Annotated in this window: 23 protein-coding genes; 6 read left to right on the top strand and 17 right to left on the bottom strand. The window is 71.3% G+C overall.

Annotation, left to right across the window (positions count from 1 at the left end):
- Both FHP29_RS21790 and FHP29_RS15820 read right to left on the bottom strand, forming a co-directional pair.
- The coding region (locus FHP29_RS21790) for a DUF222 domain-containing protein (protein ID WP_158296594.1) at nucleotides 1-1,058 on the bottom strand (1,058 nt) is incomplete at its 3' end.
- A 135-nt stretch (nucleotides 1,059-1,193) separates the two neighbouring features.
- Entirely contained in the window at nucleotides 1,194-1,466 is a 273-nt protein-coding gene (locus FHP29_RS15820; protein ID WP_158296593.1) for a transposase, read from the bottom strand.
- Nucleotides 1,467-1,561: 95 nt separating this feature from the next.
- Here FHP29_RS15820 and FHP29_RS15815 point away from each other — a divergent pair, with 95 nt between their 5' ends.
- Nucleotides 1,562-2,602: a hypothetical protein gene (locus FHP29_RS15815; RefSeq protein ID WP_139623851.1), complete on the top strand. Its 1,041-nt coding sequence runs from the start codon at nucleotides 1,562-1,564 to the stop codon at nucleotides 2,600-2,602.
- A 35-nt stretch (nucleotides 2,603-2,637) separates the two neighbouring features.
- On the opposite strand, the gene FHP29_RS15810 is transcribed toward FHP29_RS15815, so the two are convergent.
- From FHP29_RS15810 to tdh, 5 genes are all read right to left on the bottom strand, one after another.
- Complete coding sequence (locus tag FHP29_RS15810; RefSeq protein ID WP_205014180.1) at nucleotides 2,638-3,729, bottom strand: threonine aldolase family protein; 1,092 nt, start codon at nucleotides 3,727-3,729, stop codon at nucleotides 2,638-2,640.
- The gene (locus tag FHP29_RS15805) at nucleotides 3,708-4,415 is read right to left on the bottom strand and encodes an SDR family NAD(P)-dependent oxidoreductase (protein WP_139623850.1); all 708 of its coding nucleotides are present in this window, start codon (nucleotides 4,413-4,415) and stop codon (nucleotides 3,708-3,710) included. The genes FHP29_RS15810 and FHP29_RS15805 overlap by 22 nt, the downstream gene beginning before the upstream one ends.
- Complete coding sequence (locus FHP29_RS15800) at nucleotides 4,412-5,731, bottom strand: DUF6421 family protein (protein ID WP_205014178.1); 1,320 nt, start codon at nucleotides 5,729-5,731, stop codon at nucleotides 4,412-4,414. The genes FHP29_RS15805 and FHP29_RS15800 overlap by 4 nt, the downstream gene beginning before the upstream one ends.
- A gap of 113 nt (nucleotides 5,732-5,844) precedes the next feature.
- Entirely contained in the window at nucleotides 5,845-7,026 is a 1,182-nt protein-coding gene (locus tag FHP29_RS15795; RefSeq protein ID WP_139623848.1) for a glycine C-acetyltransferase, read from the bottom strand.
- Nucleotides 7,026-8,069 (bottom strand): L-threonine 3-dehydrogenase, encoded by a 1,044-nt coding sequence (tdh, locus tag FHP29_RS15790; RefSeq protein ID WP_139623847.1) that lies wholly within the window; start codon nucleotides 8,067-8,069, stop codon nucleotides 7,026-7,028. The genes FHP29_RS15795 and tdh overlap by 1 nt, the downstream gene beginning before the upstream one ends.
- Nucleotides 8,070-8,158: 89 nt before the next feature.
- Here tdh and FHP29_RS15785 point away from each other — a divergent pair, with 89 nt between their 5' ends.
- Entirely contained in the window at nucleotides 8,159-9,070 is a 912-nt protein-coding gene (locus FHP29_RS15785; protein WP_139623846.1) for a LysR family transcriptional regulator, read from the top strand.
- On the opposite strand, the gene FHP29_RS15780 is transcribed toward FHP29_RS15785, so the two are convergent.
- Nucleotides 9,048-10,844 carry a CocE/NonD family hydrolase gene (locus FHP29_RS15780; RefSeq protein ID WP_205014176.1) on the bottom strand — a complete coding sequence of 599 codons (1,797 nt, stop codon included), beginning with the start codon at nucleotides 10,842-10,844 and terminating at the stop codon, nucleotides 9,048-9,050. The two genes, FHP29_RS15785 and FHP29_RS15780, sit on opposite strands and share 23 nt — an antisense overlap.
- A 53-nt stretch (nucleotides 10,845-10,897) precedes the next feature.
- A complete protein-coding gene (locus FHP29_RS15775) occupies nucleotides 10,898-11,545 on the bottom strand; it encodes a LysE family translocator (RefSeq protein WP_139623845.1) in 648 nt (215 codons plus the stop codon).
- A 90-nt stretch (nucleotides 11,546-11,635) separates the two neighbouring features.
- On the opposite strand from FHP29_RS15775, the gene FHP29_RS15770 reads away from it, so the two are divergent.
- Together FHP29_RS15770 and FHP29_RS15765 are read left to right on the top strand one after the other, a co-directional pair.
- Entirely contained in the window at nucleotides 11,636-12,094 is a 459-nt protein-coding gene (locus FHP29_RS15770) for an SRPBCC family protein (RefSeq protein ID WP_139623844.1), read from the top strand.
- A 72-nt stretch (nucleotides 12,095-12,166) separates the two neighbouring features.
- Nucleotides 12,167-13,348: a PucR family transcriptional regulator gene (locus tag FHP29_RS15765; protein WP_139623843.1), complete on the top strand. Its 1,182-nt coding sequence runs from the start codon at nucleotides 12,167-12,169 to the stop codon at nucleotides 13,346-13,348.
- A gap of 15 nt (nucleotides 13,349-13,363) precedes the next feature.
- Here the strand turns inward: FHP29_RS15765 and FHP29_RS15760 are convergent, their stop codons facing one another.
- On the bottom strand, nucleotides 13,364-13,843 hold the full coding sequence (locus tag FHP29_RS15760; RefSeq protein ID WP_139623842.1) for a (2Fe-2S)-binding protein: 480 nt from the start codon (nucleotides 13,841-13,843) through the stop codon (nucleotides 13,364-13,366).
- Nucleotides 13,844-13,853: 10 nt separating this feature from the next.
- Complete coding sequence (locus FHP29_RS15755) at nucleotides 13,854-16,217, bottom strand: molybdopterin cofactor-binding domain-containing protein (RefSeq protein WP_139623841.1); 2,364 nt, start codon at nucleotides 16,215-16,217, stop codon at nucleotides 13,854-13,856.
- A 163-nt stretch (nucleotides 16,218-16,380) separates the two neighbouring features.
- On the opposite strand from FHP29_RS15755, the gene FHP29_RS15750 reads away from it, so the two are divergent.
- Nucleotides 16,381-16,596 carry a hypothetical protein gene (locus tag FHP29_RS15750; RefSeq protein WP_139623840.1) on the top strand — a complete coding sequence of 72 codons (216 nt, stop codon included), beginning with the start codon at nucleotides 16,381-16,383 and terminating at the stop codon, nucleotides 16,594-16,596.
- 22 nt (nucleotides 16,597-16,618) lie between these two features.
- Here FHP29_RS15750 and FHP29_RS15745 read toward each other — a convergent pair whose 3' ends face one another.
- Nucleotides 16,619-17,485, bottom strand: a complete 867-nt coding sequence (locus FHP29_RS15745) for an alpha/beta hydrolase family protein (RefSeq protein ID WP_139623839.1) — start codon at nucleotides 17,483-17,485, stop codon at nucleotides 16,619-16,621.
- A 14-nt stretch (nucleotides 17,486-17,499) separates the two neighbouring features.
- Entirely contained in the window at nucleotides 17,500-18,135 is a 636-nt protein-coding gene (locus tag FHP29_RS15740; protein WP_139623838.1) for a VOC family protein, read from the bottom strand.
- Between the two features lie 143 nt (nucleotides 18,136-18,278).
- Here FHP29_RS15740 and FHP29_RS15735 point away from each other — a divergent pair, with 143 nt between their 5' ends.
- Nucleotides 18,279-18,569 (top strand): GlsB/YeaQ/YmgE family stress response membrane protein, encoded by a 291-nt coding sequence (locus FHP29_RS15735; protein WP_139623837.1) that lies wholly within the window; start codon nucleotides 18,279-18,281, stop codon nucleotides 18,567-18,569.
- Nucleotides 18,570-18,796: 227 nt separating this feature from the next.
- On the opposite strand, the gene FHP29_RS15730 is transcribed toward FHP29_RS15735, so the two are convergent.
- The 4 genes from FHP29_RS15730 to FHP29_RS15715 form a co-directional block, all read right to left on the bottom strand.
- A complete protein-coding gene (locus FHP29_RS15730; protein WP_139623836.1) occupies nucleotides 18,797-20,401 on the bottom strand; it encodes an Ig-like domain-containing protein in 1,605 nt (534 codons plus the stop codon).
- 439 nt (nucleotides 20,402-20,840) lie between these two features.
- The gene (locus FHP29_RS15725) at nucleotides 20,841-21,407 is read right to left on the bottom strand and encodes a hypothetical protein (RefSeq protein ID WP_139623835.1); all 567 of its coding nucleotides are present in this window, start codon (nucleotides 21,405-21,407) and stop codon (nucleotides 20,841-20,843) included.
- 123 nt (nucleotides 21,408-21,530) lie between these two features.
- Complete coding sequence (ychF, locus tag FHP29_RS15720; RefSeq protein ID WP_139623834.1) at nucleotides 21,531-22,604, bottom strand: redox-regulated ATPase YchF; 1,074 nt, start codon at nucleotides 22,602-22,604, stop codon at nucleotides 21,531-21,533.
- 104 nt (nucleotides 22,605-22,708) lie between these two features.
- Nucleotides 22,709-23,470: HNH endonuclease signature motif containing protein (locus FHP29_RS15715; RefSeq protein ID WP_205014174.1), on the bottom strand; the 762-nt coding region annotated here is incomplete at its 5' end.

The raw sequence follows: 23,470 nt of genomic DNA, 5'->3' as shown, positions 1-23,470 counted from the left end.
GGGCGGGTGCAGTGCGGGAACCGACAGGTCTGGTCCCGCAGTGCGACTCTGGTCTTGTGGCGGTCGGGGATCTCGTAGGAGCCGACGGGGACGTGGTCGGCCAGGTCGATCACCGGGCGCACGACGATCGTGGTGTCCTTCGACCGCAGCCATTCCCGGATCTGTGCTGAGCTGATCGGGCAACGGCCCTCGTCCCATCGCCCGACCGGGTTCTGCCCGGTGAGGGTGGTGTCGGTGATGTGGACGGTCAACACGACCTTGCGACCGGACACGGTGGCGACGACCTCACCGGTGTCGGGGTCGGGGATCAGCAGAGCCAACGCGAGATCGGCGCGGGCGATCTCGGCAGCGGCCTTCGACCGCCGGACATCGAGGGACGAGTCATCGCCGAGCCGGCCGAGGATCTCGGCTCGCCGGGCGACGGCCTGGTCGAGGTCGTGCCCGTCCGCGGCATCCATCAGCGCGTCGAGGTGGACCAGTCCGTGCTCGTCGACCTCGCCGATGTCGAAGTGCCGCCGGTCGGCTGCGGCCTTGCGTTGGGCTTCGGCCGTCTCGGGGTCGAACCGCAAAACGGCTTCGGCGACGAGGCGTTCGAGCTGGGCCCACCCGACGCCGGTGGCGTCGAACAGTTGCCGGTCCACGAATCCCGCTGCCTCGGCCGATAGGCCGCGGGTGAGGTCGGCGATCCGTTCGGCCCGCCATGGCGCCAACCTCCCCGCCATGACGGCGTCGTAGACGTGGGGCAGTCGCCAGGCGCACTCGATCACCCGCCCGACATACGCCTTCCCACCATCCGGTGACCGACCCAGGACCGCGACCAACTCCACCAACGCGAACTCGGAGACCAACGGTGCGCCGTCCCCTGCGATCGGGATGCCGGTGTCGAGGTAGCCCTCGGTGATCGTGGCAACACCTTCGGGGCCGGTGACGATGTGGTCGGAGGCCCAGGCGGTGATGGCGGACCATTCCTCGATCAGGAGGTCGTTGCGGGCTCGGATCCCTTCCCCGATCCGCGACAGCAGCGTTGCTGTCGCCTGGGGCTGGGTTGCGAGATTCATGACGGAATCGTCCCAAGAGGGTGCGACACAAACCCCGACACCGGAACCCCGCCTGTGGAGAGGCTGTCGCACGGACAAGACGGCCACGGACGCTTCTTCTTGAGGTCACAGCCCGCCCAGACGGTCCGGCCTGCGCTAGGCGGTTCGGTCGACCTTGAGCAGGTTGTGCGTGCCGCAGATCAGCTTCCACTCGCTGTCCGCGGCGGTCAGGCCTCGTCGGGAGATCGTGTTGATGCTGCGGTTGTGCTTGATCTGGGCGAAGACGGGCTCGATGACGGCGGCTCTCCTGGCGTAGTTCTTTCGCGTCCGGGGGGCGTACGCGAGTGCGTCATTGCCGCGGTTCGTGACCTCGGCAGCGATCACGAACTGGTCGGCGGTCGCGATCGCTTGGGCGTTGTAGTCCTGCACGTAACCACTCTTGGCCTTCAGGAGTCGGCTGCACAGGGGAAGCCCGCCCCGCATCGGCCGGTGATGCCACCAGGAGTTCGGCTACGGTGGCGGCCGTGTCCGGACTGCACCTGACCCGTACCGCGGAGAACAGTGACGAGATCGACGCCCTGGCCGCGACGCTGGCAGCCGACGGCGGCGGTCGGGTCGGGATCGTCGCGATGGCGCCGGACCTGCCGTTGCGGATGCGACGTACCTTCGCCCCGCTCCCCCGCATGCTGGGGCTGAAGGTGAGCCGCGCATGGACGTGGGAGGCGGCCGACCGCCGGGACCCCAATTGGTATCCGCAGGGCGTCACGACCTCGGCGCGGACCGGATTCCGCGAGCAGCACGGGCACGACGTGCTGGTGACGTCGTGGTACGCCCGCAAGTACGGCGGGTCGCGGGTGAGCATCGTCGACCTCCGGCGTCGCCGCTACGGACACGTGCTGCTCGTGGTCCCGACGCTGGTCGACGGGGTCGCAGGCTTCCGTCCCCTCAAGGTCCACGCGGGCGGCATCGTGTGGCACGGCGACTTCCTCCATGTCGCCGCGACCGGCGCGGGGATCCACAGCGCTCATGTCGGCGACGTGATGCGCGTGCCTGCGGGCTCGGCGTTCCACACCTTCGGGCACCGCTACCTGCTGCCGGTCCGGTTCACCCAGCAGAGCGGGCACGACGAGGGGGTGGAGCGCCTGCGCTACTCGTTCCTGACCCTCGACCGCAGCCACGGCGAGGCGGCGCTCGTCGTCGGCGAGTACGGCACCGCGAGGCAGACCCGCCGGGTGGCGCGCTTCGTCCTCGACCCCGACAGCGGTCTGCCCCGACATGCCGAGGACGGCCGGTCGATCGCCGAGGTCGACGACCGGGGCGTGCCGCGGATGCAGGGCGTCGCGGCGGTCGACGGCACCTACTACGTCACCCGCTCGCGCGGGCGGCGCAAGCCGGGATCGATGTACGTCGGCCGACCGGGCGCCTTTCGCGAGCACCGGTGGGCGACCCCGCCCGGACCCGAGGACCTGGTGTGGTGGCCGGAGACCGAGTGCCTGTGGTCGGTCAGCGAGCACCCGCGCCGGCGCTGGGTGTTCGGCATGCGCCGCGCGGACCTGCCGAGCTGACCGGGCCGGAACGAGACCCGGGATCAGGCCCGAGATCAGGCCCGGCCCATCTCCTCGCGCAGGGCGGCGAGGAAGGCGTCGACGTCGTCCTCGGTGGTGTCGAAGGAGCACATCCAGCGCACGTCGCCGGCGGCCTCGTCCCAGAAGTAGAAGCGGTGGCGCTCCATCAGCCGGCGGCTGACGTCGTGCGGGAGCCGGGCGAAGACGCCGTTGGCCTGCACCGGGTAGAGGATCTCGACGCCGTCGACCTCGCGCGCGCCGGCGGCGAGCCGCTGGGCCATCGCGTTGGCGTGCCCGGCGAGCCGCAGCCAGAGACCGTCGGCCAGCAGCGCCTCGAACTGCACGGACACGAAGCGCATCTTGCTGGCCAGCTGCATCGACAGCTTGCGCAGGTGCTTGAGGTGGGTGACGCCGTCCGGGTTCAGCACCACGACCGCCTCGCCGCCGAGAGCGCCGTTCTTGGTGGCGCCGAAGGACAGCACGTCGACGCCGGCGTCGGCGGTGAAGGCACGGACCGGTACGGCGAGAGCGGCGGCCGCGTTGGCCAGCCGGGCACCGTCCAGGTGCAGGCGCATCCCGAGGCCGTGGGCGTGGTCGGCGAGCGCGCGGACCTCGTCGGGCGTGTAGAGGGTGCCGAGCTCGGTGGACTGGGTGATGGAGACGACCTGCGGCATGGCGCGGTGCTCGTCGTCGAAGCCCCAGGCGTGCCTGTCGACGAGCTCGGGGGTGAGCTTGCCGTCGGGGGTCGCGACCGTGTGCAGCTTCAGGCCGCCCATCCGCTCGGGGGCGCCGCCCTCGTCGACGTTGATGTGCGCGGTGGCGGCGCAGATCACCGCGCCCCACCGGTCGGTGAGCGCCTGGAGGCCGACCACGTTGGCGCCGGTTCCGTTGAAGACCGGGAAGGCCTCGACCCCCGGACCGAACAGGTCGGCCATCAGCACCTGGAGGTGCTCGGTGTAGACGTCCTCGCCGTAGGAGACCTGGTGGCCCTCGTTGGCCAGGGCGATCGCGGCGAGCACCTCCGGGTGCACCCCGGCGTAGTTGTCGCTGGCGAACTGGCGGGCCGCGGGGTCGTGGCGCCGCCGGGCGGCGGTGCTCGCCGGGTTCAGGGTTGCGGCGTCAGCCACAGGCGCTCTCCGTTCAGCTCGGCAGTGGGCCGGTCCCACAGGCCGGTGATCGTCGCGGCCAGGTCGTCGACGTGGGTGTAGCCGTCGAAGGCGGCGTCCGGGCGGGCGTCACGCATCGCGTCGTCGAGCAGAGCCTTGACGACCAGGATCGTAGCCGCCGCGTCCGCACCGGCCCGACCGAAGGCGTGCGCGAGCGCGAGGGTCCAGGCCTCGGCGGCGGCCTTCGCGGCGGCGTACGCCGCATTGCCGGCGGTCGGGGCGCCGGCGCCGGCCGCACTGACCACCACGAACCGGCCACCGGACTCGACCAGCGCCGACTGCGCAGCCAACGACGTGTGCTGCAGCGTGCGGACCAGGAGCGGCTCGAGCACCGCCCAGTGCTCGAGCGCCTCGGCGGTCAGGCCCTTGCCGCCGCGCCAGCCGCCGACGAGGTGGACGACCCCATCGAGGCGGCCGTGGCGGGCGACGACGTCGTCGATCCAGTCCCGGGTGGCGTCGGCGTCGAGCAGGTCGACCATCCGTCCTTCGGCCCCTACCGCGGCGACGGCCTCGTCGAGACGGGCCTGGTCGGCGTCGGCGGCAGCGACGGTGGCGCCGCCCTCCGCGAGGCGGCGTACGACGGCGCGACCGGCCGGACCACCCGCGCCGGTGACGGCGACGACGCGGCCCGCGAGCGTCCCGGTCATGCCGCGGCGGTGATGCCGCGGGTCTCGGCGATCACGTTCTTGAGCTTCTTGGCCAGCGCCTCGAAGAACATGCTGAGCGGGAACTCGTCGGCCAGGACGTCGTCGACCAGCTGGCGCGGCTGCTTGGTCAGGTCGAGCGCCTCGGCGCCGCGGGCCCACTTGGACGCCGGGTGCGGCGAGAGGTAGCGGCTGACCAGGTCGTAGGCCGCCTGCCAGTGCACGAGCTTGGGGCGGTCGATGCCGTCGCGGTAGAGCTGCTCGATCTCGGCGCACAGCGCGTTGGTGACCTCGGGCGCGCGGTCCCAGTCGATGCGGAGCTTGTTGTCGGTCCAGCGCAGCGCGTCGTGCTGGTGGAGGTAGGCGAAGAGGAGCTGGCCGCCGAGGCCGTCGTAGTTGCGGCTGCGCTCGCCGGTGACCGGGAAGCGGAACATGCGGTCGAGCAGGATCGCGTGCTGCACGTCCTTGGCCTGCGCGACACCCTCCGCCTCGAGCTCCACGGCCGCCTTGAACGCGGTGAGGTCGCAGCGCAGCTCCTCGAGGCCGTACATCCAGAACGGCTGGCGCTGCTTGATCATGAACGGGTCGAAGGGCAGGTCGCCGTGGCTGTGGGTGCGGTCGTGGACCATGTCCCAGAGCACGAACGCGTCCTGGCTGCGCTGCTGGTCGTCCATCAGGCCGCGGACCTCGTCGGGGAGCTCGACACCGAGCACGTCGACGGCGGCCTGGCTGACCCGGCGGAAGCGGGCGGCCTCGCGGTCGCAGAAGATGGCGCCCCAGCTGAACCGCTCGGGGACCTCGCGGACCGCGACGGTCTCGGGGAAGAGCACCGCCGAGTTGGTGTCGTAGCCGCTGGTGAAGTCCTCGAAGGTGATGCCGCAGAAGAGCGGGTTGTCGTAGCGGGTGGCCTCGAGGTCGGCGAGCCACTCGGGCCACACCATCCGGAAGACGACCGCCTCGAGGTTGCGGTCGGGGTTGCCGTTCTGGGTGTACATCGGGAACACGACGAGGTGCTGCCGCCCGTCGATCCTCTCGCGCGCCGGCTCGAAGGCCAGCAGGGAGTCGAGGAAGTCCGGCACGCCGAAGCCGCCGTCGACCCAGCTGCGGAGGTCCGCGACGACGGCGCGGTGGTACGCCGCGTCGTGCGGCACGAGCGGGGAGAGCTGCTCGACGGCGTCGGCGACCCGGCCCACCGCGTCGGCCGCGACCTGGTAGGCCGGCGCCACGTCGGCGGCGAAGTCGATCGAGCCGTCCGGCCGCTGCCACGTGCGGATCAGCTCGACGGCATCCTTCAGCGCGCGCCAGGCAGGATGCGCCACGACAGCGTCGGTGCGGGTGTCACTACGGTCAGCGAGAGAAAGAACGTCCGTCATGAGACCTATTCAACAGGAAATCTTCCTGTCAGATCAACTTGAGAACGACTTTCTCCCCGTCACGCGGTCGCGGCGTGCCGTCCTGCGACGAACGCGGCCACGCACCGGCGGACCTGGTCCTCGGTGTGGGCGGCCGAGAGCTGGACCCGGATCCGCGCCTGGCCGCGCGGGACGACGGGGAAGCTGAAGGCCGTCACGTAGACGCCGTGCCGCTGCATCTCCTCGGCCACCCGCGCGGTGAGCGCGGCGTCACCGAACATGACCGGGACGATCGGGTGCTCCCCGGGCAGCAGGTCGAAGCCCTCGGCGGCCATCAGGTCACGGAAGAGCGCGGCGTTGGCCTGCAGGCGCTGGCGCAGGTCGCCGGAGCCCTCGACCAGGTCGAGGGCACGGAGCGTCCCGGCGACGATCGAGGGGGCGAGGGTGTTGGAGAACAGGTAGGGCCGCGAGCGCTGGCGCAGGAGCGCGACGATCTCGCGGTGCGAGGAGACGTAGCCGCCCGACGCCCCGCCCAGCGCCTTGCCGAAGGTGCCGGTGTAGATGTCGACCCGGTCGGCGACCCCGCACAGCTCCGGGGTGCCCCGGCCGCCGGCTCCGATGAAGCCGACCGCGTGCGAGTCGTCGACCAGCACCAGGGCGTCGTACCGGTCGGCGAGATCGCAGATCTCCCGCAGGGGCGCGATGTAGCCGTCCATGGAGAACACGCCGTCGGTGACGACGACCCGGAAGCGTGCGTCGGCGGCGGACTGCAGCTGGGCCTCGAGGTCGGCCAGGTCGCGGTTGGCGTAGCGCAGGCGACGCGCCTTGGAGAGCCGGATGCCGTCGATGATCGAGGCGTGGTTGAGGGCGTCGGAGATGATCGCGTCCTCCGGCCCGAAGAGGGTCTCGAAGACGCCGCCGTTGGCGTCGAAGCACGACGAGTAGAGGATCGTGTCCTCGGTGCCGAGGAAGTCCGAGATCCGGCGCTCGAGCTCGAGGTGCTGCTCCTGGGTGCCGCAGATGAAGCGCACGCTGGCCAGTCCGTAGCCCCACGTGTCGAGGGCCTCGTGCGCCGCCTCGAGCAGGCGCGGGTCGTCGGCGAGGCCGAGGTAGTTGTTGGCGCAGAAGTTGAGCACCTCCGCGCCGTCGGCCACGATCTCAGCACTCTGCGGGCCGCGGATGCCGCGCTCGCGCTTGGTCAGGCCGGCCTTCTCGATCCCGTCGAGCTCGGCGGCGAGGTGGTCCCTGAAGTCTCCGTACATCACAGCTCCGTCCAGTCCAGCACGACCTTGCCGACCCCGGCGGACGCCGCGATCTCGAATCCCCGCTCCCAGTCGCGGGCGGGCAGCCGGTCGGAGATGACCGAGCCGATCGCCGCGCGCAGCGTGCTGCTCGTCTGCAGCATCGCGCCCATGGCGTTCCAGGTCTCGAACATCTCGCGCCCGTAGATCCCCTTGAGGGTCAGCATGTGGGTGACGACCTTCCCCCAGTCGATCGCGAACGGCGCGCTCGGCAGCCCGAGCATCGCGATCCGCCCGCCGTGGTTCATGTTGTCGATGAGCTGCGGCAGCGCAGAGGGGGCACCGCTCATCTCGAACCCGACGTCGAACCCCTCGCGCATCCCCAGCTCCCGCTGGACGTCGCCCACCGAGCTGCTCGACACGTCGACGACCGCGTCCGCGCCCATCCCCTTCGCCAGCTCGAGCCGAGCGGGACTCACGTCGGTGCCGACGACGTACCGAGCGCCGACATGGCGGGCGACCGCGATCGCCATCAGCCCGATCGGGCCGCAGCCGGTCACGAGGACGTCCTCGCCGACCAGGGGGAAGGCGAGCGCGGTGTGCACGGCGTTGCCGAGCGGGTCGAAGATCGCGCCGAGGTCGGGGTCGACGTCGGGGTGGTGGACCCAGACGTTGCTGGCCGGGAGGCTGAGGTACTCCGCGAAGGCGCCGTCGCGCTGCACGCCGACACTGACGGTGCGGATGCACATCTGGCGGCGCCCGGCGCGACAGTTGCGGCAGGTGCCGCACACGATGTGCCCCTCGCCGGAGACCCGGTCGCCGACGGCGATGTCGTGGACGAGCGGGCCGACCTCGACCACCTCGCCGTAGAACTCGTGTCCGGGGACGAGCGGGGTGGCGACCGCGCCGGCGGCCCAGTCGTCCCAGCGCAGGATGTGCAGGTCGGTGCCGCAGATGCCCGTGCGGAGCACCCGGATCACGACCTCCGCCGGACCGCACGTCGGGTCCGGTCTGTCGACGAGCGCGAGCCCGGGTCCGGGCTCGGGCTTGTGGAGGGCCTTCATGGGTCCATTGCAGCGCCCAGGACCGTTCAGAGCAACGGCCAGTTGCTGCAACGTGGGTTAAGCGATCACTTCATCGTAGGCTGCGGGGCGTGGAGGTCCACCAGCTGACGATCCTGCGCGAGCTCGGCGCGCTCGGGAGCGTCACCGCCGTCGCGGAGGCGCTGCACGTCTCACCGTCCGCGGTCTCGCAGCACCTGGCAGCGCTGCAGCGGCAGTTCGGCACCCCGCTCACCCGGCGCGAGGGACGCACCCTCGTCCTGACCGATGCCGGCCGCGTCCTGGCCCGGGCGGGCGCCGACGTCATCGACGCGATGGCCGCCGCCCGCGGGGCCGTCGAGCGCTTCGAGGACGAGCCGGGCGGGACGGTGACGCTGAGCAGCTTCCACAGCGCCGGCCAGGCGCTGTTCGGACCGCTGTTGCGCGAGCTGGGCACCGACGGGCCGGACCTGCGGCTGACCGACGAGGACGTCGCCCAGCGCGACTTCCCGGCCCTCACCGCGCAGTACGACCTCGTGCTCGCCCACCGTATGGAGCACAGTCCGCCGTGGCCCACCGACGACCTGCATGTCGTCACCCTGGCCCGCGAGCCGCTCGACGTCGCGCTCCCGGCCGGGCACCGGCTGGCGTCGCGCAGCCGGCTGCGTCCGCGCGACGTGGTCGGTGAGCGGTGGGTGACCAGCCGGGTCGGCTACTCCCCCGACGACGTCCTCACCGCCGTGTCCGCGCTGACGCGGCGCAGCGCGGAGGTGGTGCACCGGGTCAACGACTACGGCGCGGTCGCCGCGCTCGTCGCCGCCGGATCGGGCATCGGCCTGCTGCCCCGCTACACGTCCTCCCACCCGTACGACGTCGTCCTCCGCCCGCTGCACGGCCTCAGCACGAGCCGCACGATCGACGTCCTCGCTCGGCCGGAGACGCTGCGACGCCGATCGGTCCAGCGGGTGGTCCAGGCACTGCGCCGGGTGATGGATCAGTTGATCAGGGAACCACCGGCAGGGTGAGCGTCTGGCCGGCGCCGGACGCGATCGTGACGGGCGTCGCCAGCACACCGCCGCGGTAGTTGATCGAGCCGCCGGACACCACCAGCCGCAGCCGGTGCCCGGGGGCGAACTCGTGCACGATCCCGGGCAGCTGGACCGTGAAGGGACGCGTCACGTCGGGGATCCGCACCGGCGCCTCGAGTCCGTTGATCAGCCGGGCGGTGCCGTCGGGCGCGACGTCGGCGACCTTCACGAAGAGCACGAGCTCGCCCGCCGGTCCCAGCAGCTGGGAGACCGCCGCCGTGGGCGCGCTGACCTGGAGCCGGACACTCGGCGAGCCGACGACCCGCAGCGGGGCCGTCAGCGCGGGTGTCGTCCACGTCGCGAAGGTGCCGGGGAGGTCGTCGACGAGGGAGACGACCGGGCCGAGCACGCTGCCGAAGACGTCCATCTCGTCGAGGCGGGTCGGGAGGCCCGCCGCCGGGGTCAGGAACGACTGCGCGCCGCCGGCGGCGGGCGTCGTACCGGTGACCAGGTCGCCGGCGCCGGACAGCCGCCAGGTGCGCGGCGCCCCGACGGGATAGCTCGCCGCGGTGCCGTACGCCGGCGCGGCGTTGCCGGTGTAGGACGTCCAGTCGCGGAAGTAGGCGAACTCCGGTCCGGTGCCGACCGAGGGGCGGCCCTTCAGATAGCGCTCGAACCAGGCGAGGACCCGCCCGCTGATGTAGCCCGAGGCGGGGTCGGCCCAGTCGACCTCGCCCGGTGCGGCCGCTCCAGAGTGGCCGCCGAGCTGCCAGATCATCTTGGTCTCGGTGCCCTGCTGCTGGAGGGCGCGGTAGGTCGCGACGGCCTCGTTGAGGTTGAAGAGCGTGTCCCGCTCCCCCTGGATCAGCAGCGTGGGGGCCTTGATCCGCGGCACGAAGGAGGCCACCGATCGGCGCCGCAGCTGAGCCACGTCCGCCGGCGAGAGGTAGCCGGTCGCCGCGGCCGAGATCAGAGCCGGACAGACGAAGTCGGCGAAGTTGGGGCAGGGCACGAGGTCCGGTGGCACCTGCTGGTTCTGCAGGTCCGCGGTCACGCCCTCGACGGAGAAGCCGGCCGCCCACATCAGCTTGGCCGCCCCGGGCACGTCGGTGGAGACGCCGGTGGTCTGGGCGGTGTTGTTGGGGTCGAGGCTGTAGCTGAGGTCGTTCCAGGTGATGAGCGGGACGAGGGCGTCCACGCGCGGGTCGATCGAGGCGACCGCGAACTGGAAGCCGCCGCCGTACGAGCCGCCGAAGGTGCCGACCCGAGGGTCGTTCGGTCCGTCGAGGCGGATCGCGGTCTGCACCGGAGCGGGCTGAGTGTGGCCGGCGTCGAGGAAGGCGATCCCGCCCGCCCCGCCGAGATAGCTGACCAGCTGGCTGGCAGCCCTGCCGTCGAAGTCGGGGTCGTCGAGGGTGATCCTGCAGCCGGATCCGCCGAAGCCGAGGCCCGAGTAGGACAGGACCGCGTAGCCGCGGGTGGCGAGGGCACCCGCCGCGGCCGCCTGGTCGTCCTTGGAGCCGCCGAACCCGTTCGTGGTCAGCACCGCCGGCACCGGCTGGCCGCTGCTCGCACCCTGCGGCACGTAGACGTCGCCGACGACGTCGCACACCTGGTCGCCGCCCGGACCGACGAGCACCTTGAAGTGCAGCGTGGTCGTGGTGAACGGGTCGGTCGCCGCGGCGGCGCCTCCCGGAGCGATCAGGGTCCCGGCCAGAGCGGACGCGATCGTCGTCGACAGGGCGAGAAGGGGCAGCGTGACGCGCTTCACACCGAGGAAACGATGCCCGCGGCGCCGTCGTTACGCGCCGCGCACGGGGTGGGCTAGTGGCTCTCGGCCGTGGCGAGGGTCAGGCCGAGTCCGACCATCATCACGCCACCCGCGGCGCCGAGCGAGTCGAGCCGCTTCGGCTTGCGGGCGAACCAGTCCCGGGCGCGAGCGGCCACCAGCGCCCAGCACGCATCCGAGCACACGGCCATCGCGCCGAACAGCACGCCGAGCAGCACGAGCTGCGGAGCCGCCGGAGCGGCGGCGTCGATGAACTGCGGGAGGAACGCGACGAAGAAGACGATCGTCTTCGGGTTGGTCGCGCCGACCACGAAGCCGGTCCGCACCGACGCGAGGGGACTGCCCGTGGGCGCGGCGGCACCGACGCCGACCGCCTCGAGCGCGGCGCGGGCGTCGGCCCGGTGGAGGATCGCGCGGACACCGAGATGGACGACGTACGCCGCCCCCGCCAGCTTGAGCAGCAGGAACGCCGTCGCCGAGGCGGCGACCACCGCACCGAGCCCGACAGCGACCAGCACGACCTGGGCGATGAGGCCCAGCGCGTTGCCCACCACCGACAGCAGCGCGTCACGGCGGCCGACGGTGAGGGCGCGACCGATGGTGAACAGCAGGCTCGGTCCCGGGACCTGGATGAACAGGAACGAGGCGATCGCGAAGGCGGCGAGCTGGCTGGTCGACGGCATGGGCGCGAGTATCCGCCTCCCGGGCCCCTCCTGGCGAGCCGGTTCCACGCGGTGGGGCACCGGGACGATCGAGGACTACTGTCCGTCGGTATGGACCAGCAGCTCGAGGACTCGATCCGGATCGACGCCCCGCCCGCCGCCGTGTGGGCGATCGTCAGCGACGTACGCCGGATGGCCGAGTGGAGTCCCCAGGTCACCTCCACCCGGATCAAGGACGGCGCCGAGCCCGGCGAGGGCGTCGCGTTCACCAACCGCAACCGGCACGGCGAGCTGGAGTGGACGACCCATGCCCGGATCGTGCGGTTCGAGCCGGAGCGCGAGGTCGCGTTCCGGGTCGAGGAGAACTGGACGGTGTGGTCCCTCCACCTCGCCCCGTCCGACGCGGGCGGCACCCTGCTCACCCAGCGCCGGAGCGCCCCGGACGGCATCTCCGACCTCTCCCGCGACTACACCGAGGAGTTCCTCGGCGGGACGGACGCGTTCACGGCGTCGCTGCGCGACGGGATGCGGCAGACGCTGGCCGGGATCAAGGCGACCGCCGAGGCCTGACCGGCGCTCGCGCCGCATCCCGGCACGGGCGGCACCAACGCGGGACCAGCCTTCCCGGTCTAGTGTCGAGAGGTGCTCCCCGACCCATCCGCTCCCCCGCTTCGGGCGACCCCGGAGTTCGACCGGCTCCGCCTCGCCGAGTGGTTCGAGGCCCGGCTCGACGACCTGTCCGTCGCGGCCACCCGCGCCATCTGGCAGGCGGTCCCCGCCTACCGCACGAGCGGTCTCGAGGAGGAGGTCACCGCGCACTGCCGCCAGGTCTTCGGGGTGTTCGCGCGGACGGTCCGCGAGGGGCGCGACCCCGACCTCGCCGACTTCCCGGAGACGACCGGGCACGCGCACAAGCGGGTGGAGGTCGGCGTACCGCTGGCGGACTTCCTCAAGGCGTTCCGGATCGGGCAGCTGACCATGTGGGAGACCCTGCAGGACTATCCCGCCGAGGGGGCCGAGCGCGACGCCGTCCTGCTGACCCTGGTCAGTCATGTGATGCGCACGGTCGAGGTCGGCAGCTCGGCCGCCGCGGCGGCGTACCACCACGCGCAGCAGTACCGCATCGCCGACCTCGAGCGCTCCCAGCGCGACACCCTCGAGCGCCTCCTCGACGGCCAGCCGCTGCTCGATCAGCACCGGACGACGCTCGCGCATGCCGGCCTGGGCGGCGTCGACGCTGCCTTCGTCGCCATCGTGGCCACCCCCGGCCCGGCCGCGCGGCCGGGCTTCGCGGCCCACGCCCCCGGGATGTTCGTCGTCCGCCACCACGAGCTGGTCGGCCTGGTCCCGCTGGACGCGGACGTGCCGCGGGTGGCCAAGGAGCTCGCCGCGACGGGCCTCGACGCCGTCATCGGCGTGAGCCTCCCGCACAGCGGGCACGGCGCCGCCCCCGACGCCTATCGCGAGGCGCTGCTCGCGCACGACACCCTCGAGGGGCGCGCGGGCCTCCTCGCCTTCGACGCGATCTCGCCGCTGAGCTATCTCGTGCGGCGGCCGGACCCGACGGTGCGCAAGCTGGTCCGCCCGGAGATCCTCGGCTTCTTCGCCGACGACCTCGCCGCGGACGGGGTGTACGCCGACTCGCTGGAGGCCTACGTCACCCACGACCTCAACGCCAAGGAGGCCGCGCGAGCGCTGCACGTGCACGTCAACACCGTCTACTACCGCCTGGAGCGGATCGCGCTCAAGACCGGTGCGGACCTGCACCGGTTCGAGGACGTCGTCGAGCTGCTCGTCGCGGTCCGCGCCGTACGCGCGCCCTGACCGGGAGCGAGGCGGCTACATGCCCTGGGCGCCGGCGCGGATGGCCTCGCGGATGCGCGGGTAGGTGCCGCAGCGGCACACGTTGCGGATCGAGTCGAGGTCGTCCTCGGTGATCGCGCGGTTCTCCGCGCGGACCCGGTCGACCAGCGCGACGGCCGCCATGATCTGGCCCGGCTGGCAGTAGCCGCACTGGGCGACGTCGTACTCCAGCCAGGCCTCCTGCATCGGGTGCAGGTCGTCGCCGGGCGTGGTGTCCGCCAGGCCCTCGATCGTGGTGATCTCGTCGTCGGGGCCGATCGCCGCGACCGGCACGGCGCACGGGTTGAAGGCCTTGCCGTTGATGTGCGACGTGCAGGCCTTGCAGACGTTGATCCCGCAGCCGTACTTCGGGCCGGTGACACCGAGGACGTCGCGCAGGACCCACAGGATGCGGACGTCGTCCTCGACGTCGACGGTGACGGTCTCGCCGTTGAGCTTGAAGGTGTGCGAAGGCATCGGGGTCACCTCAGGAGACGTAGTCGAGGCCGTTGGTCGGCGACTCGGGGACGGACGGGACGAACGGCTTCGGCTCGAAGTGCAGCGGCGCGTGGAAGTTGATCGGGAACTCGGTCGGCATCGTGCCCGTGGCCCGCGCGTAGGCGCAGGCGACCGCCGCCATCGACGCCGCCACCCCTGCCTCGCCGATGCCGCCCGGCTCCTCGCTGTCGGAGTCCATCACCTCGCAATGGAACTCGAAGGGCGTGGTCCACTGCCGGGTGTACGCCGAGTTGTCCCAGCTGGCCTCGAGGAAGCGGCCGTCGACCAGGTGGTTGCTGTAGGTCAGCGCCTGGGCCATCCCGTCGGAGAAGCCGCCCATCATCTGGGCCTGGACTCCGAGCGGGTTGATCGCCAGGCCACAGTCGACGACCACCGTGGCCTTCGTGACGCGGGGTCCGGTCACCGCGTCGCGCACCTTGCGGCTCACCGTCTCCGGCCGGCAGTCGATCTCGACGATGACGGCCGTCGCGCCCTTGTACTCCTTGTGGATCGCGATCCCCTGCGCCGTACCGGGCTGCATCGCCTTGCCCCACTGCCCCAGCTCCGCCGCACGCTTGAGGACCCGCTTGACGAGGCCGCTCCTGAGGTAGCGCAGCCGGAACTCCAGCGGGTCCAGCTTGAGCTTGGCGGCGAGCTGGTCGACGATCAGCTCGTTGGCGGTGCGGACGTCGGGTGAGTAGATGTTGCGCACCGAGCTGGTGTTGAAGCGCTCGAAGTCGCGGTCGGACTCGTTGAGCAGCTGGGTGACGACGCCGAAGTTGTAGGGCAGCTCCTGGGTGAGCGTGAAGATGCTCTCGGAGAAGCCGAGGTTGGCGAGCCCGGGCGGCAGGGCCGCCACCTCGGCGGTCAGGCGCTCCCCCAGCCCGTGGGTGAAGTCGGTCGACACCGAGGTGTGCCGCTGCTCGAAGGTCGCGACGCTGCCCAGCAGCACGGTCGCGCGGATCCGCGAGACCGCCATCGGGTGCACCCGGCCCTGGCGGGGCTCGTCGGCCCGGTGCCACATCAGCTTCACCGGTGCCCCGAAGGCCTTCGACGCGCGGGCGGCCTCGATCGCGGCGTCGCTGAACAGCTTGCGGCCGAAGGAGCCGCCGCCCTGCACGACGTTGACGGTGACCTTGTCCTGGGCCACGCCCAGCGCCTTCGCGACCTTGGACTGGACGTCGATGGGCGACTTCAGCCCGCCCCAGATCGTGGCGGACCCGTCGCGGACGTCGGCGACCGCGCAGTTCGGCTCGAGCGCCGAGCCGCTGCGGAAGTGGAAGACGAACTCGCCCTCGACGGTGGTCGCGCCGAGCGCCGGCACCGCCAGCGGCAGCTGGGCGGCCCGCAGCTCCTTGAGGATGTCGGCCGACGACTTGCCGGCGACCGTCCCGCTGTTCCACACCACGTCGAGGGCCCGCACGGCGTCGATGCACTGTCCGAAGGTCTTCGCGCGGACCGCGACACCGGTCGGGATGATCGCGACGTGCGTGACACCGGGCATCGCCTCGACGGCGGCCTGGTTGAGGATCTCCTTGGCGGTGCCGTTGAGGTCGGGCGCACGGCAGACCATGGTCGGCAGGGCGCCCGGGATGTCGAGATCCATCGCGAACTGCTTGCGTCCGGTCACCGCGTCCCGGGCGTCGACCCGGCGCTGCGGCGTACCGACGATCGTGTGCTCGCCCGCCGTCTTGAGGTCGACCCGGACCTTCTGGGTGGTCGGCGGCGCCGCCAGGGCCGCGGCGTCGCCGTACGACAGGGAGTTGCCGAGCTGGTCGAGGATGACGCCGCCCTTGACCGTCAGCGTGGTCACGAGCGCGCCGAGCTGGATCGCGGCGGCGTCGAGGAGCGCCTTGCGGGCGACGGCCGCCGCCACCCGGATCGGGGTGTACGTCGAGATGGTCGTGTTGGAACCGCCGGTGAGCTGGTTCCACAGCAGCTCCTTGCGGGCCGGCGCGAGCGTCACGTGCACCCGGTCCACGGGCAGGTCGAGCTCCTCGGCGATGATCATCGCGGTCGACGTCGTGATGCCCTGCCCCACCTCCATGCGCGGGAGCGCGAAGTGGGCGTCGCCCTGCTCGTCGATGTGGATCGCGATGAGGCCCGACGTCGGCATCGTGCAGTGGGTGAGGAAGTCGTTGAGGTCGTAGATCTCGGGGATCTGCGGGACCGACGGGATCGGCAGTCCCGCCGCCTGCGCCGGGGCCGCGCCGAGCGCCAGGTCGGCGGCGACGACGAGTCCGGTCCCGCCCATGACGTAGCCGACGAAGGAGCGTCGGCTGAGGCGGCCGCCCGGCGGGGTGCCCCGGGCCGTGAGCCCGGTCGTGAGGTCGGTCGTGTGATCGTTCGCCATCGCGGAACGTCTCCCGTTCGTCCGAGGCCGGCGCTGCCCCCATGCAGCGCCACAACGGGTGGCCCGGTCCGAGGGTGGCATCCGTCACACGGCCCTGACCATGTGGGTCGGTCCAAGCCGGGTTGGACGCCGCTCCAAGGACCGGGCGACGTAGGGTGCGGGCGTGGACCAGGACCGCTACGGGGCACGACCGCGCTGGCAGAGGCTGCTGCTGGGCCTGCCTCCCGCGCTGGTCCTCGTCGCCGTCGGCGGCTACTGGACGCTGCTGTCGTGGGGAGTCATCGGCGACACGACCTCCGAGACGTTCTCCGTCATCGGGCCCATCGTCGCCGGGTTCGGGGTGGCCCTGGGCTGGGTCGTCCTGCAGCGGCGCGGTTGACGGTCCTCAGCTCGGATTCACCTCAGCCGCGGATCCAGTCCATCACCACGCGACCCAGCGACGTCGGCTCGGCGTCGCGGTCCTCGACCAGGACGTAGCCGTGCCCGGTGGCCGCCGGCTCGAACCGGCTGCCCTCCGGCGCCTGGTCCACGATGGCGCGCGATCCGGCGACCTCGTCGTCCCCCTCGTCGTCGGCGACGGCGACGAGAACCGGCACCCGCAGCGCGCGGCCGCCGTCGACGACCTCGGCCAGGCCGTCCCAGTCGAGCGGTCCGGAGAGGTCGACGGCCGCGTCGATGCCGTCGGTGGTGGCCGCGGCCATCAGAGCGACGCTGCCGCCCATCGACGCACCCACGACGACCACGCGGGTCGCGCCCAGGCGCGCCCGCGCCTCACGCACCGCGACGGAGACCGCATCCACCTGGTGCGGGCCCGTGCGGTCGCCACGACAGGCCGACTCGCCGTACCGGCACAGGTCGATGGCCAGCACCTGCACGCCCGGCTCGGAGACCAGGTCGGCGGCGTACGGCAGCCAGCCGCACAGGCCGTTGCCGTCGGTCTGGTGCAGCAGGACCGCCACCGTCGGTCCGGTGCCGGCGGTCACCGCCACGATCCGTCCGACCTCGGGGTCCTTCAGCGTGGTGGGCCGGAAGCCGGCGGTGGCGCCGTCGGCCGGCTGCGGTCCGCACCGGCGCAGTGGTCCGTCCAGGGTCTGCCAGGGCGCCTGGCTCGGGGGTGCGGTGCTCTCGGTCGTGGTCGTGGTCGCGCTCGCAGTGCCGGTCGCACCGGTCCGTCCGCCGTGGTCCTGCTCGTCGTTCCCGCACCCGGCGAGCGCGAGACCGCCCGTCAGCGCGAGGAGGCCCATCACTGCCCCGATGCGTGATCTCATCGCGCCATTCTCGGTCAGGAGACGCGGACGTGCGGGGAGATCAGGGCTGTGCGCACCGACATCCCGAGGCCGCGGTGCCGGAGCGTCGTGATCCGCCGACCCGGCTGGACGGCGTCCTTGACCGGCGAGGTCCGCTCCCCCAGCAGCGCCGCCGCCGCGTCGATGTCCGCCACCGTGTGGGTCAGCCCCCACAGGCTCGACGGCCCCTCGTTCGCGGCGTCCGGGGAGCCGACCACCTCGAGGATCACCGGGCCGAGCCGGAGGAAGACCTGCGTCATCGGTCTCCCGCCGAGCTCCCCGTCGCGCCGGCGGCGCACCTCGAGCCCGACGGCCTCCAACGCCCTCGTGGTCCGGGCCAGGTCGGGCGAGAGGAGGACGACGTGGTCGAGGTGGGTGATCCCGTTCGGATGGTGGGCAGGCTCGGCGGGTCCGGCGGTCGACGTCGTGGTGGGCACCCCGTCGAGGTCGGTGATGTCGTCGGGCACGCCGGCCAGAGCCCAGCGCACGATCCCCTCGCCCCGGCCCCGTCCGGCCAGTCGGATCCGCACCGTCCCGACGCGACAGGTCCCGTCGTCGTCCACGGTGAACCCCGCCTGCCGCCAGGCCTCGGGCGGATCGGCGACGACGAGCTCGGCGAGGGTCACGGCCACGATCGCGACTCTAGCCGCGACGTGTTCCCAGGGGTCGTGCGGCGACTGAGCGACGACCCGGGCTCTGCCCCCGGACTCGGGCGCCGCGGAGCGGGTACCTCAGGTCGACCGGACCGCACGGATCCGCGAAGGAAGGCACAGTCATGGAGATCATCGGCGTCATCGTGGCGGGCATCGTCATCGGCCTGCTCGGAAAGCTGGTCGCACCCGGCGACAAGGACAACATCCCCCTGTGGCTGACGGTGCTGTGCGGCATCGGCGGCGTGATCCTGGGCTGGTTCGTCTACGCCGCCTTCGGTGGCGACGGCAGCAACGGCGTCGACTGGGTCCGCTGGATCGTGGCGATCGCCTGCTCCGCCATCCTCGTTATGATCGCGTCGGTGCTGACCGGGCGCGGCGGACATCACCGCGGATCCGGGCTCCTGCACCACTGACGCGGACCGGTCGCGGCGGCTGCCCACACTGAACCTCCACGAGTCCTGCCCACTTCCGGCGCGGCGCGGGTGAACGGCCGCCAGTACGCCCGGACGGACGGGCGCGACTCCGCATCACCACACGCTCCCACGGCGTCTTGTCGATGCGGGCGGACGAGGCGATAGGCGGGGTCGGCCTGGAGGCCGTCGCCGACGCCCACATCACCCTCGCCAGTAGCGAGCGTGCGTTACGTGACCTCGCCGCCAGTCGGCGGCTTCGACCCCTTCCGGGTCTTGTAGCGGAACACATCCGGCGTGTAACCCGCCGCCGTGATCCGAATCTGGATCACGGCCCCTGGAGACAGAGCACCACCCTTGAAGAGTTTGGTCAGCCTTACCGCGGCACCACCCGGCTGCAGCGTCTTCGACGCGAAGGCACAGCCCTTGCGCTTGCTGGCACAGGACACGGTCACGCTCGCGCCGGCCGGCAGACCGGTCAGCTTCAGCGTGCGAACCGTCGTCCGACCTCCGGAGACGTGGTGGCGGAACTTCGCATGGACGGCCATCGCGACCGACGCCGAGGCGGGAGGCAGAGCGGGAATCGGTACGTCGACCGTCCAACTCCGCGTCGCCGGCGAAGCGTCGAGGTTCCCCGCCGCATCCCGCGCCCGCACCTGCACCTGCAGGGTATGCGCCCCCTCGCTCAGGTCGTTGAACGACCGCGGGGGCTCGCACGACGACCAGCCAGCACCGTCGAGCTGGCACTCGAACGTCCCGGCTTCAGTTCCGCTGAACCCGAAGCTCGCCGACCGGCTCGGGAGGACGGAGCCCTCACCGGGGCCGCTCGTGATCGTCGTGTCGGGGGCGATGGTGTCAACGGTCCAGCTGCGGATCAAGGGTGAGGCGTCCACGTTGCCGGCGTCGTCGCGGGCCGCGACAGTGAACGTGTGGCCTCCCTGGCCGAGGTTGAAGGACATCGGCGACTGACAGCCGGCCAGGAGAACGTTGTCGAGGGTGCAGACGTAGCTGGCAACGTCGACGCTCCCCGAGAAGCTGAAGGTCGCCGACGTGCTTGCCGTCGGGCCGACCGGTCCGGAGACAAGGGTCGTTTCGGGCTTGATCTTGTCGACCACCCATGTCACCGCCGACGGGGTCGAGACGTTTCCGGACCGGTCGACGGCGCGAACGTAGAGCTTGTAGCTGCCCTCGGTCCCTGCCACGGCCGGGTCCTCCTGATGACCCGAGGAGCACGAGTTCCAGTCATGGATCTGAGCCTCGCCCCCCGCCACCAGGCGGCACTGGAAATGCGAGAGCGTCGGATCGGGCGCCGCATCGAACGAGAACGACGCGGCGCCGTTGACCTGTGTGATGGGCCCGGCGAGCGAGCCCATGGCCGGAGCGGTGTCGTCGACGAAGACGGCCTGCGTGTGCAGGTTCTCGAAGGTCGCGAACTGACAGGCGACCCCCGAGTAGTTGGGTGACCCGTTGGATCCGTCGCACTTCACGGACGTCTCGCTCTCACCGGCCGAGCGCCATCCGGCGAAGCGGTAGCCGGGAGCGGCTTCCGCGACATAGCGGACCACCCACCCGTGTCCGTAGTCACCGCCGGCGTCGCCCGCGCGGCAGGACGCACCCAGGACGCCCGTCGGGGTGACGGCGGGGCTCGAGAAGCCCTCCTCCGGATACTGCGGGCAGTGCTCGTCGATCTCGTTCGCATCGGTGGTCTCGTAGACCCGACCGGCACCGTTGATGGTGACGTCGACGTACCACGCGTGTGCGGGGGCAGCGCCCAAGACCAGACCCGCCGTCATGGTCGCGACCGCAGCGAGGCGCCTACCGTCGAACAAGCTCATCGCTCAACTCCCAGTCTGCTGGCTCCCCCCGCTCCTGAGGTCGGCAGGCTAGCCCGGGCCGACTCCGTCGCGTGGGGCTTTCGCGAAACCAGACGCCGCCGAGGTCAGAACCGTGATCGTCGACGCCAGGCGCAGGAGCAGGTCTGTCATGTGGAGCGACGATCACACGACGGAACCAACCGCGCCGCCCCAGATGCGGTCGAGCACGACAGCCCTCGTTGCATCAACTGGCTTCATCAATTGCACTGAGTGCTGAGACGCTCGCTTCAAGACAAGCCGATCGAGCCCGCGTCACTGAAACTCATTCCGACTCCGTGCGACCTGGGAGGCTCCCACCACCTCCGACCTGGACAAGCGCACCGACTCACACGTTGAAGCGGAACTCCACCGCTTTGCGTTGCAGAAAGGCATCAGCGGCCCCTTCGGCGTATCGACAAAGTCACCGCTCGCCGCGAACGTGCACGACGCGATCAGGCTCTCCGAGGCCCCGAGTCTGAACCCATCCCTTTCCGTGTACGAACCCTTCCGTGATCAGGCGCCTCTCCTGCCCTCGCGGCGCCCAGTCTCCGCGGTACATCTGCGACAGCCGTTCGCCTGAATCCTCGAAGAGATAGCAGTCCGCATAGACCTTGCCCCGATGCAGCCACTCGTGCCTGACGATCGGTCGATTGGCAAACCGCTCCAGTAGAGCCGCTCCCGTGGCGGCCAACTCGTCCGGGGCACCCTCCATCAGGAAACCATCAACTGTTGGGCTGGTCGGAAATGAGCGATCGTGGACGCTTATCCGGTCTCCCTGGAGCCTGCCACGGCGCAACTCGAGACCCACGGAGACAAGTGCAGTGTCGGGCGCATCAACGTCCAGGACAAGCAGCAGACTGTCCTCGGTCAACTCGCCACAGTAGGGGCGAAGACGGTCGTTCAGCCTTGACCGGAGTGCCGCCAAGAACGCGAGTTGGCTGGCCGTCAAGGTTTCGCCCTCAAGGTCGAAGAAGGCTAGGTCGTCCACGCGGCTCACGGTAGTCGAACGCGCGTTCCCGGGCTGTCACGCGACCAACGCACATCGGACTTCGAGAGGGAGGCCAACTCCCCACCGGATTGGGTGCCATCAATTGCTCATGCAGGACACGAGCTAGACGTTAAACCGGAACTCCACCACGTCGCCGTCGGACATGACGTAGTCCTTGCCCTCCATCCGGACCTTGCCGGCCTCCTTGGCCTTGGCCATCGATCCGGCGGCGACGAGGTCGTCGAAGGAGACGACCTCGGCCTTGATGAAGCCCTTCTGGAAGTCGGTGTGGATCACGCCGGCGGCCTCAGGGGCGGTGGCGCCCTTGGGGATCGTCCAGGCGCGGGACTCCTTGGGGCCGGCGGTGAGGTAGGTCTGCAGGCCGAGGGTGTCGAAGCCGACGCGGGCCAGCACCTCGAGGCCGGGCTCGGTGACGCCGGCCTCGGCGAGGAACTCAGCGGCCTCCTCGTCGTCGAGCTCGATCAGCTCGGACTCGAACTTCGCGTCGAGGAAGATCGCCTCGGCGGGGGCGACGAGCTCGCGCATCTTCTCCTTGAGCGAGTCGTCGTGGAGCTCGTCGGCGTCGCAGTTGAAGACGTAGATGAACGGCTTCGCGGTGAGCAGGGAGAGCTCGCGCAGCAGGGCGCGGTCGATGGAGGTGGCGATGATCGGCGTACCCGCCTCGAGCGCCTCCTTCGCCTCCTTGGCGGCCTCGAGGTTGGCTGCGAGCTCCTTGACCTTGCGCGCCTCCTTCTCGAGCCGTACGACGGACCGCTCGACCGTCTCGAGGTCGGCAAGGATCAGCTCGGTCTGGATGGTGGAGATGTCGTTGCCGGGGTTGACCTCACCGTCGACGTGGGTGACGTCTTCGTCGCGGAAGACCCGGGTCACCTGGCAGATCGCGGCGGACTCGCGGATGTGGGCGAGGAACTTGTTGCCCAGGCCCTCCCCCTGCGAGGCGCCGCGGACGATGCCGGCGATGTCGACGAACTCCACCGTCGCCGGCAGGATCCGCTCGGAGCCGAAGATCTCGGCGAGCTTGGCCAGGCGCGGGTCGGGCACCCCCACCACGCCCACGTTGGGCTCGATGGTGGCGAACGGGTAGTTCGCCGCGAGGACGTCGTTCTTGGTCAGCGCGTTGAAGAGCGTCGACTTGCCCGCGTTGGGGAGACCGACGATGCCGATGGTGAGTGCCACGGGCGCTGAGTCTAGGGCGGTACGACGGGCCACCCGAATCAGCGCAGAGGTCGTGACTGTCGCCTCGAGCCCCTGTCACCGCCCCTGTCACCGCCCCCGTCACGTCAGGCGGCGTGGGGTGGTGAGGGGCTGGGTGGTCGTGCGCGTCCGTAGGTCATGCCGGCGGCGTGGTAGTCGTCGCGGGTGCGGCAGGGTGGTGGGGTCCAGACGGGTTGTCGGGTGTCGGGGTCGATGTGGACGATCCAGGGGGTTTGGTGGAGTAGTACGTGGTGGTGGCGGCAGAGCATGATCAGGTTGTCGAGGCTGGTGGGGCCGCCGGCGGCCCAGTGGGTGATGTGGTGGGCGTCGCAGGCCAGGGGCATCCGGGTGCAGCCGGGGAACGCGCAGTGCCGGTCCCGGATGACCAGTGCCATCCAGATCGCGGCCGTCACGAGGCGTTGGGTGCGGCCGACGTCGAGGACCTGTCCGTGGGCGCCGAGGACGGCGGGGATGATCTCCGCGTCACACGCCATCCGCCGGACCGTGGTGGCGGAGAACCGGGCACCGGTGGGGGTGTGGCCGTTGCGGGCGAGTCCGGCGTCGATGATCTGCTGCTTGAGTGATTCCTGGTCGATGAGCACGATCACCCGGGGTTGGGTGCCGTGGTCGCGGGGCAGGTCGTCGCTGGCGGTGAGCCGGTCGCAGGCGTCGACCAGCGCGTCCCACAGCCGGGCACCGGCGTCGCGGGGGTCGCGTCCGTCGTGCCCACAGCCGGGGGTCAGACACGCCGCACCGGTGGCGACACCGTCGTCGTCGTACAACGGTGCCCCGGCGGGTGGGTTGGTTCCGCCGCATGCGCCGGGTTCGGTGGTCACGGGTGCGGCGAG

This window comes from Nocardioides albidus (assembly GCF_006335005.1).
Taxonomy (GTDB): Bacteria; Actinomycetota; Actinomycetes; order Propionibacteriales; family Nocardioidaceae; genus Nocardioides; species Nocardioides albidus.
Note: the sequence above shows the minus strand (reverse complement) of the source record. Positions and strands in the feature narration are given on the sequence as shown.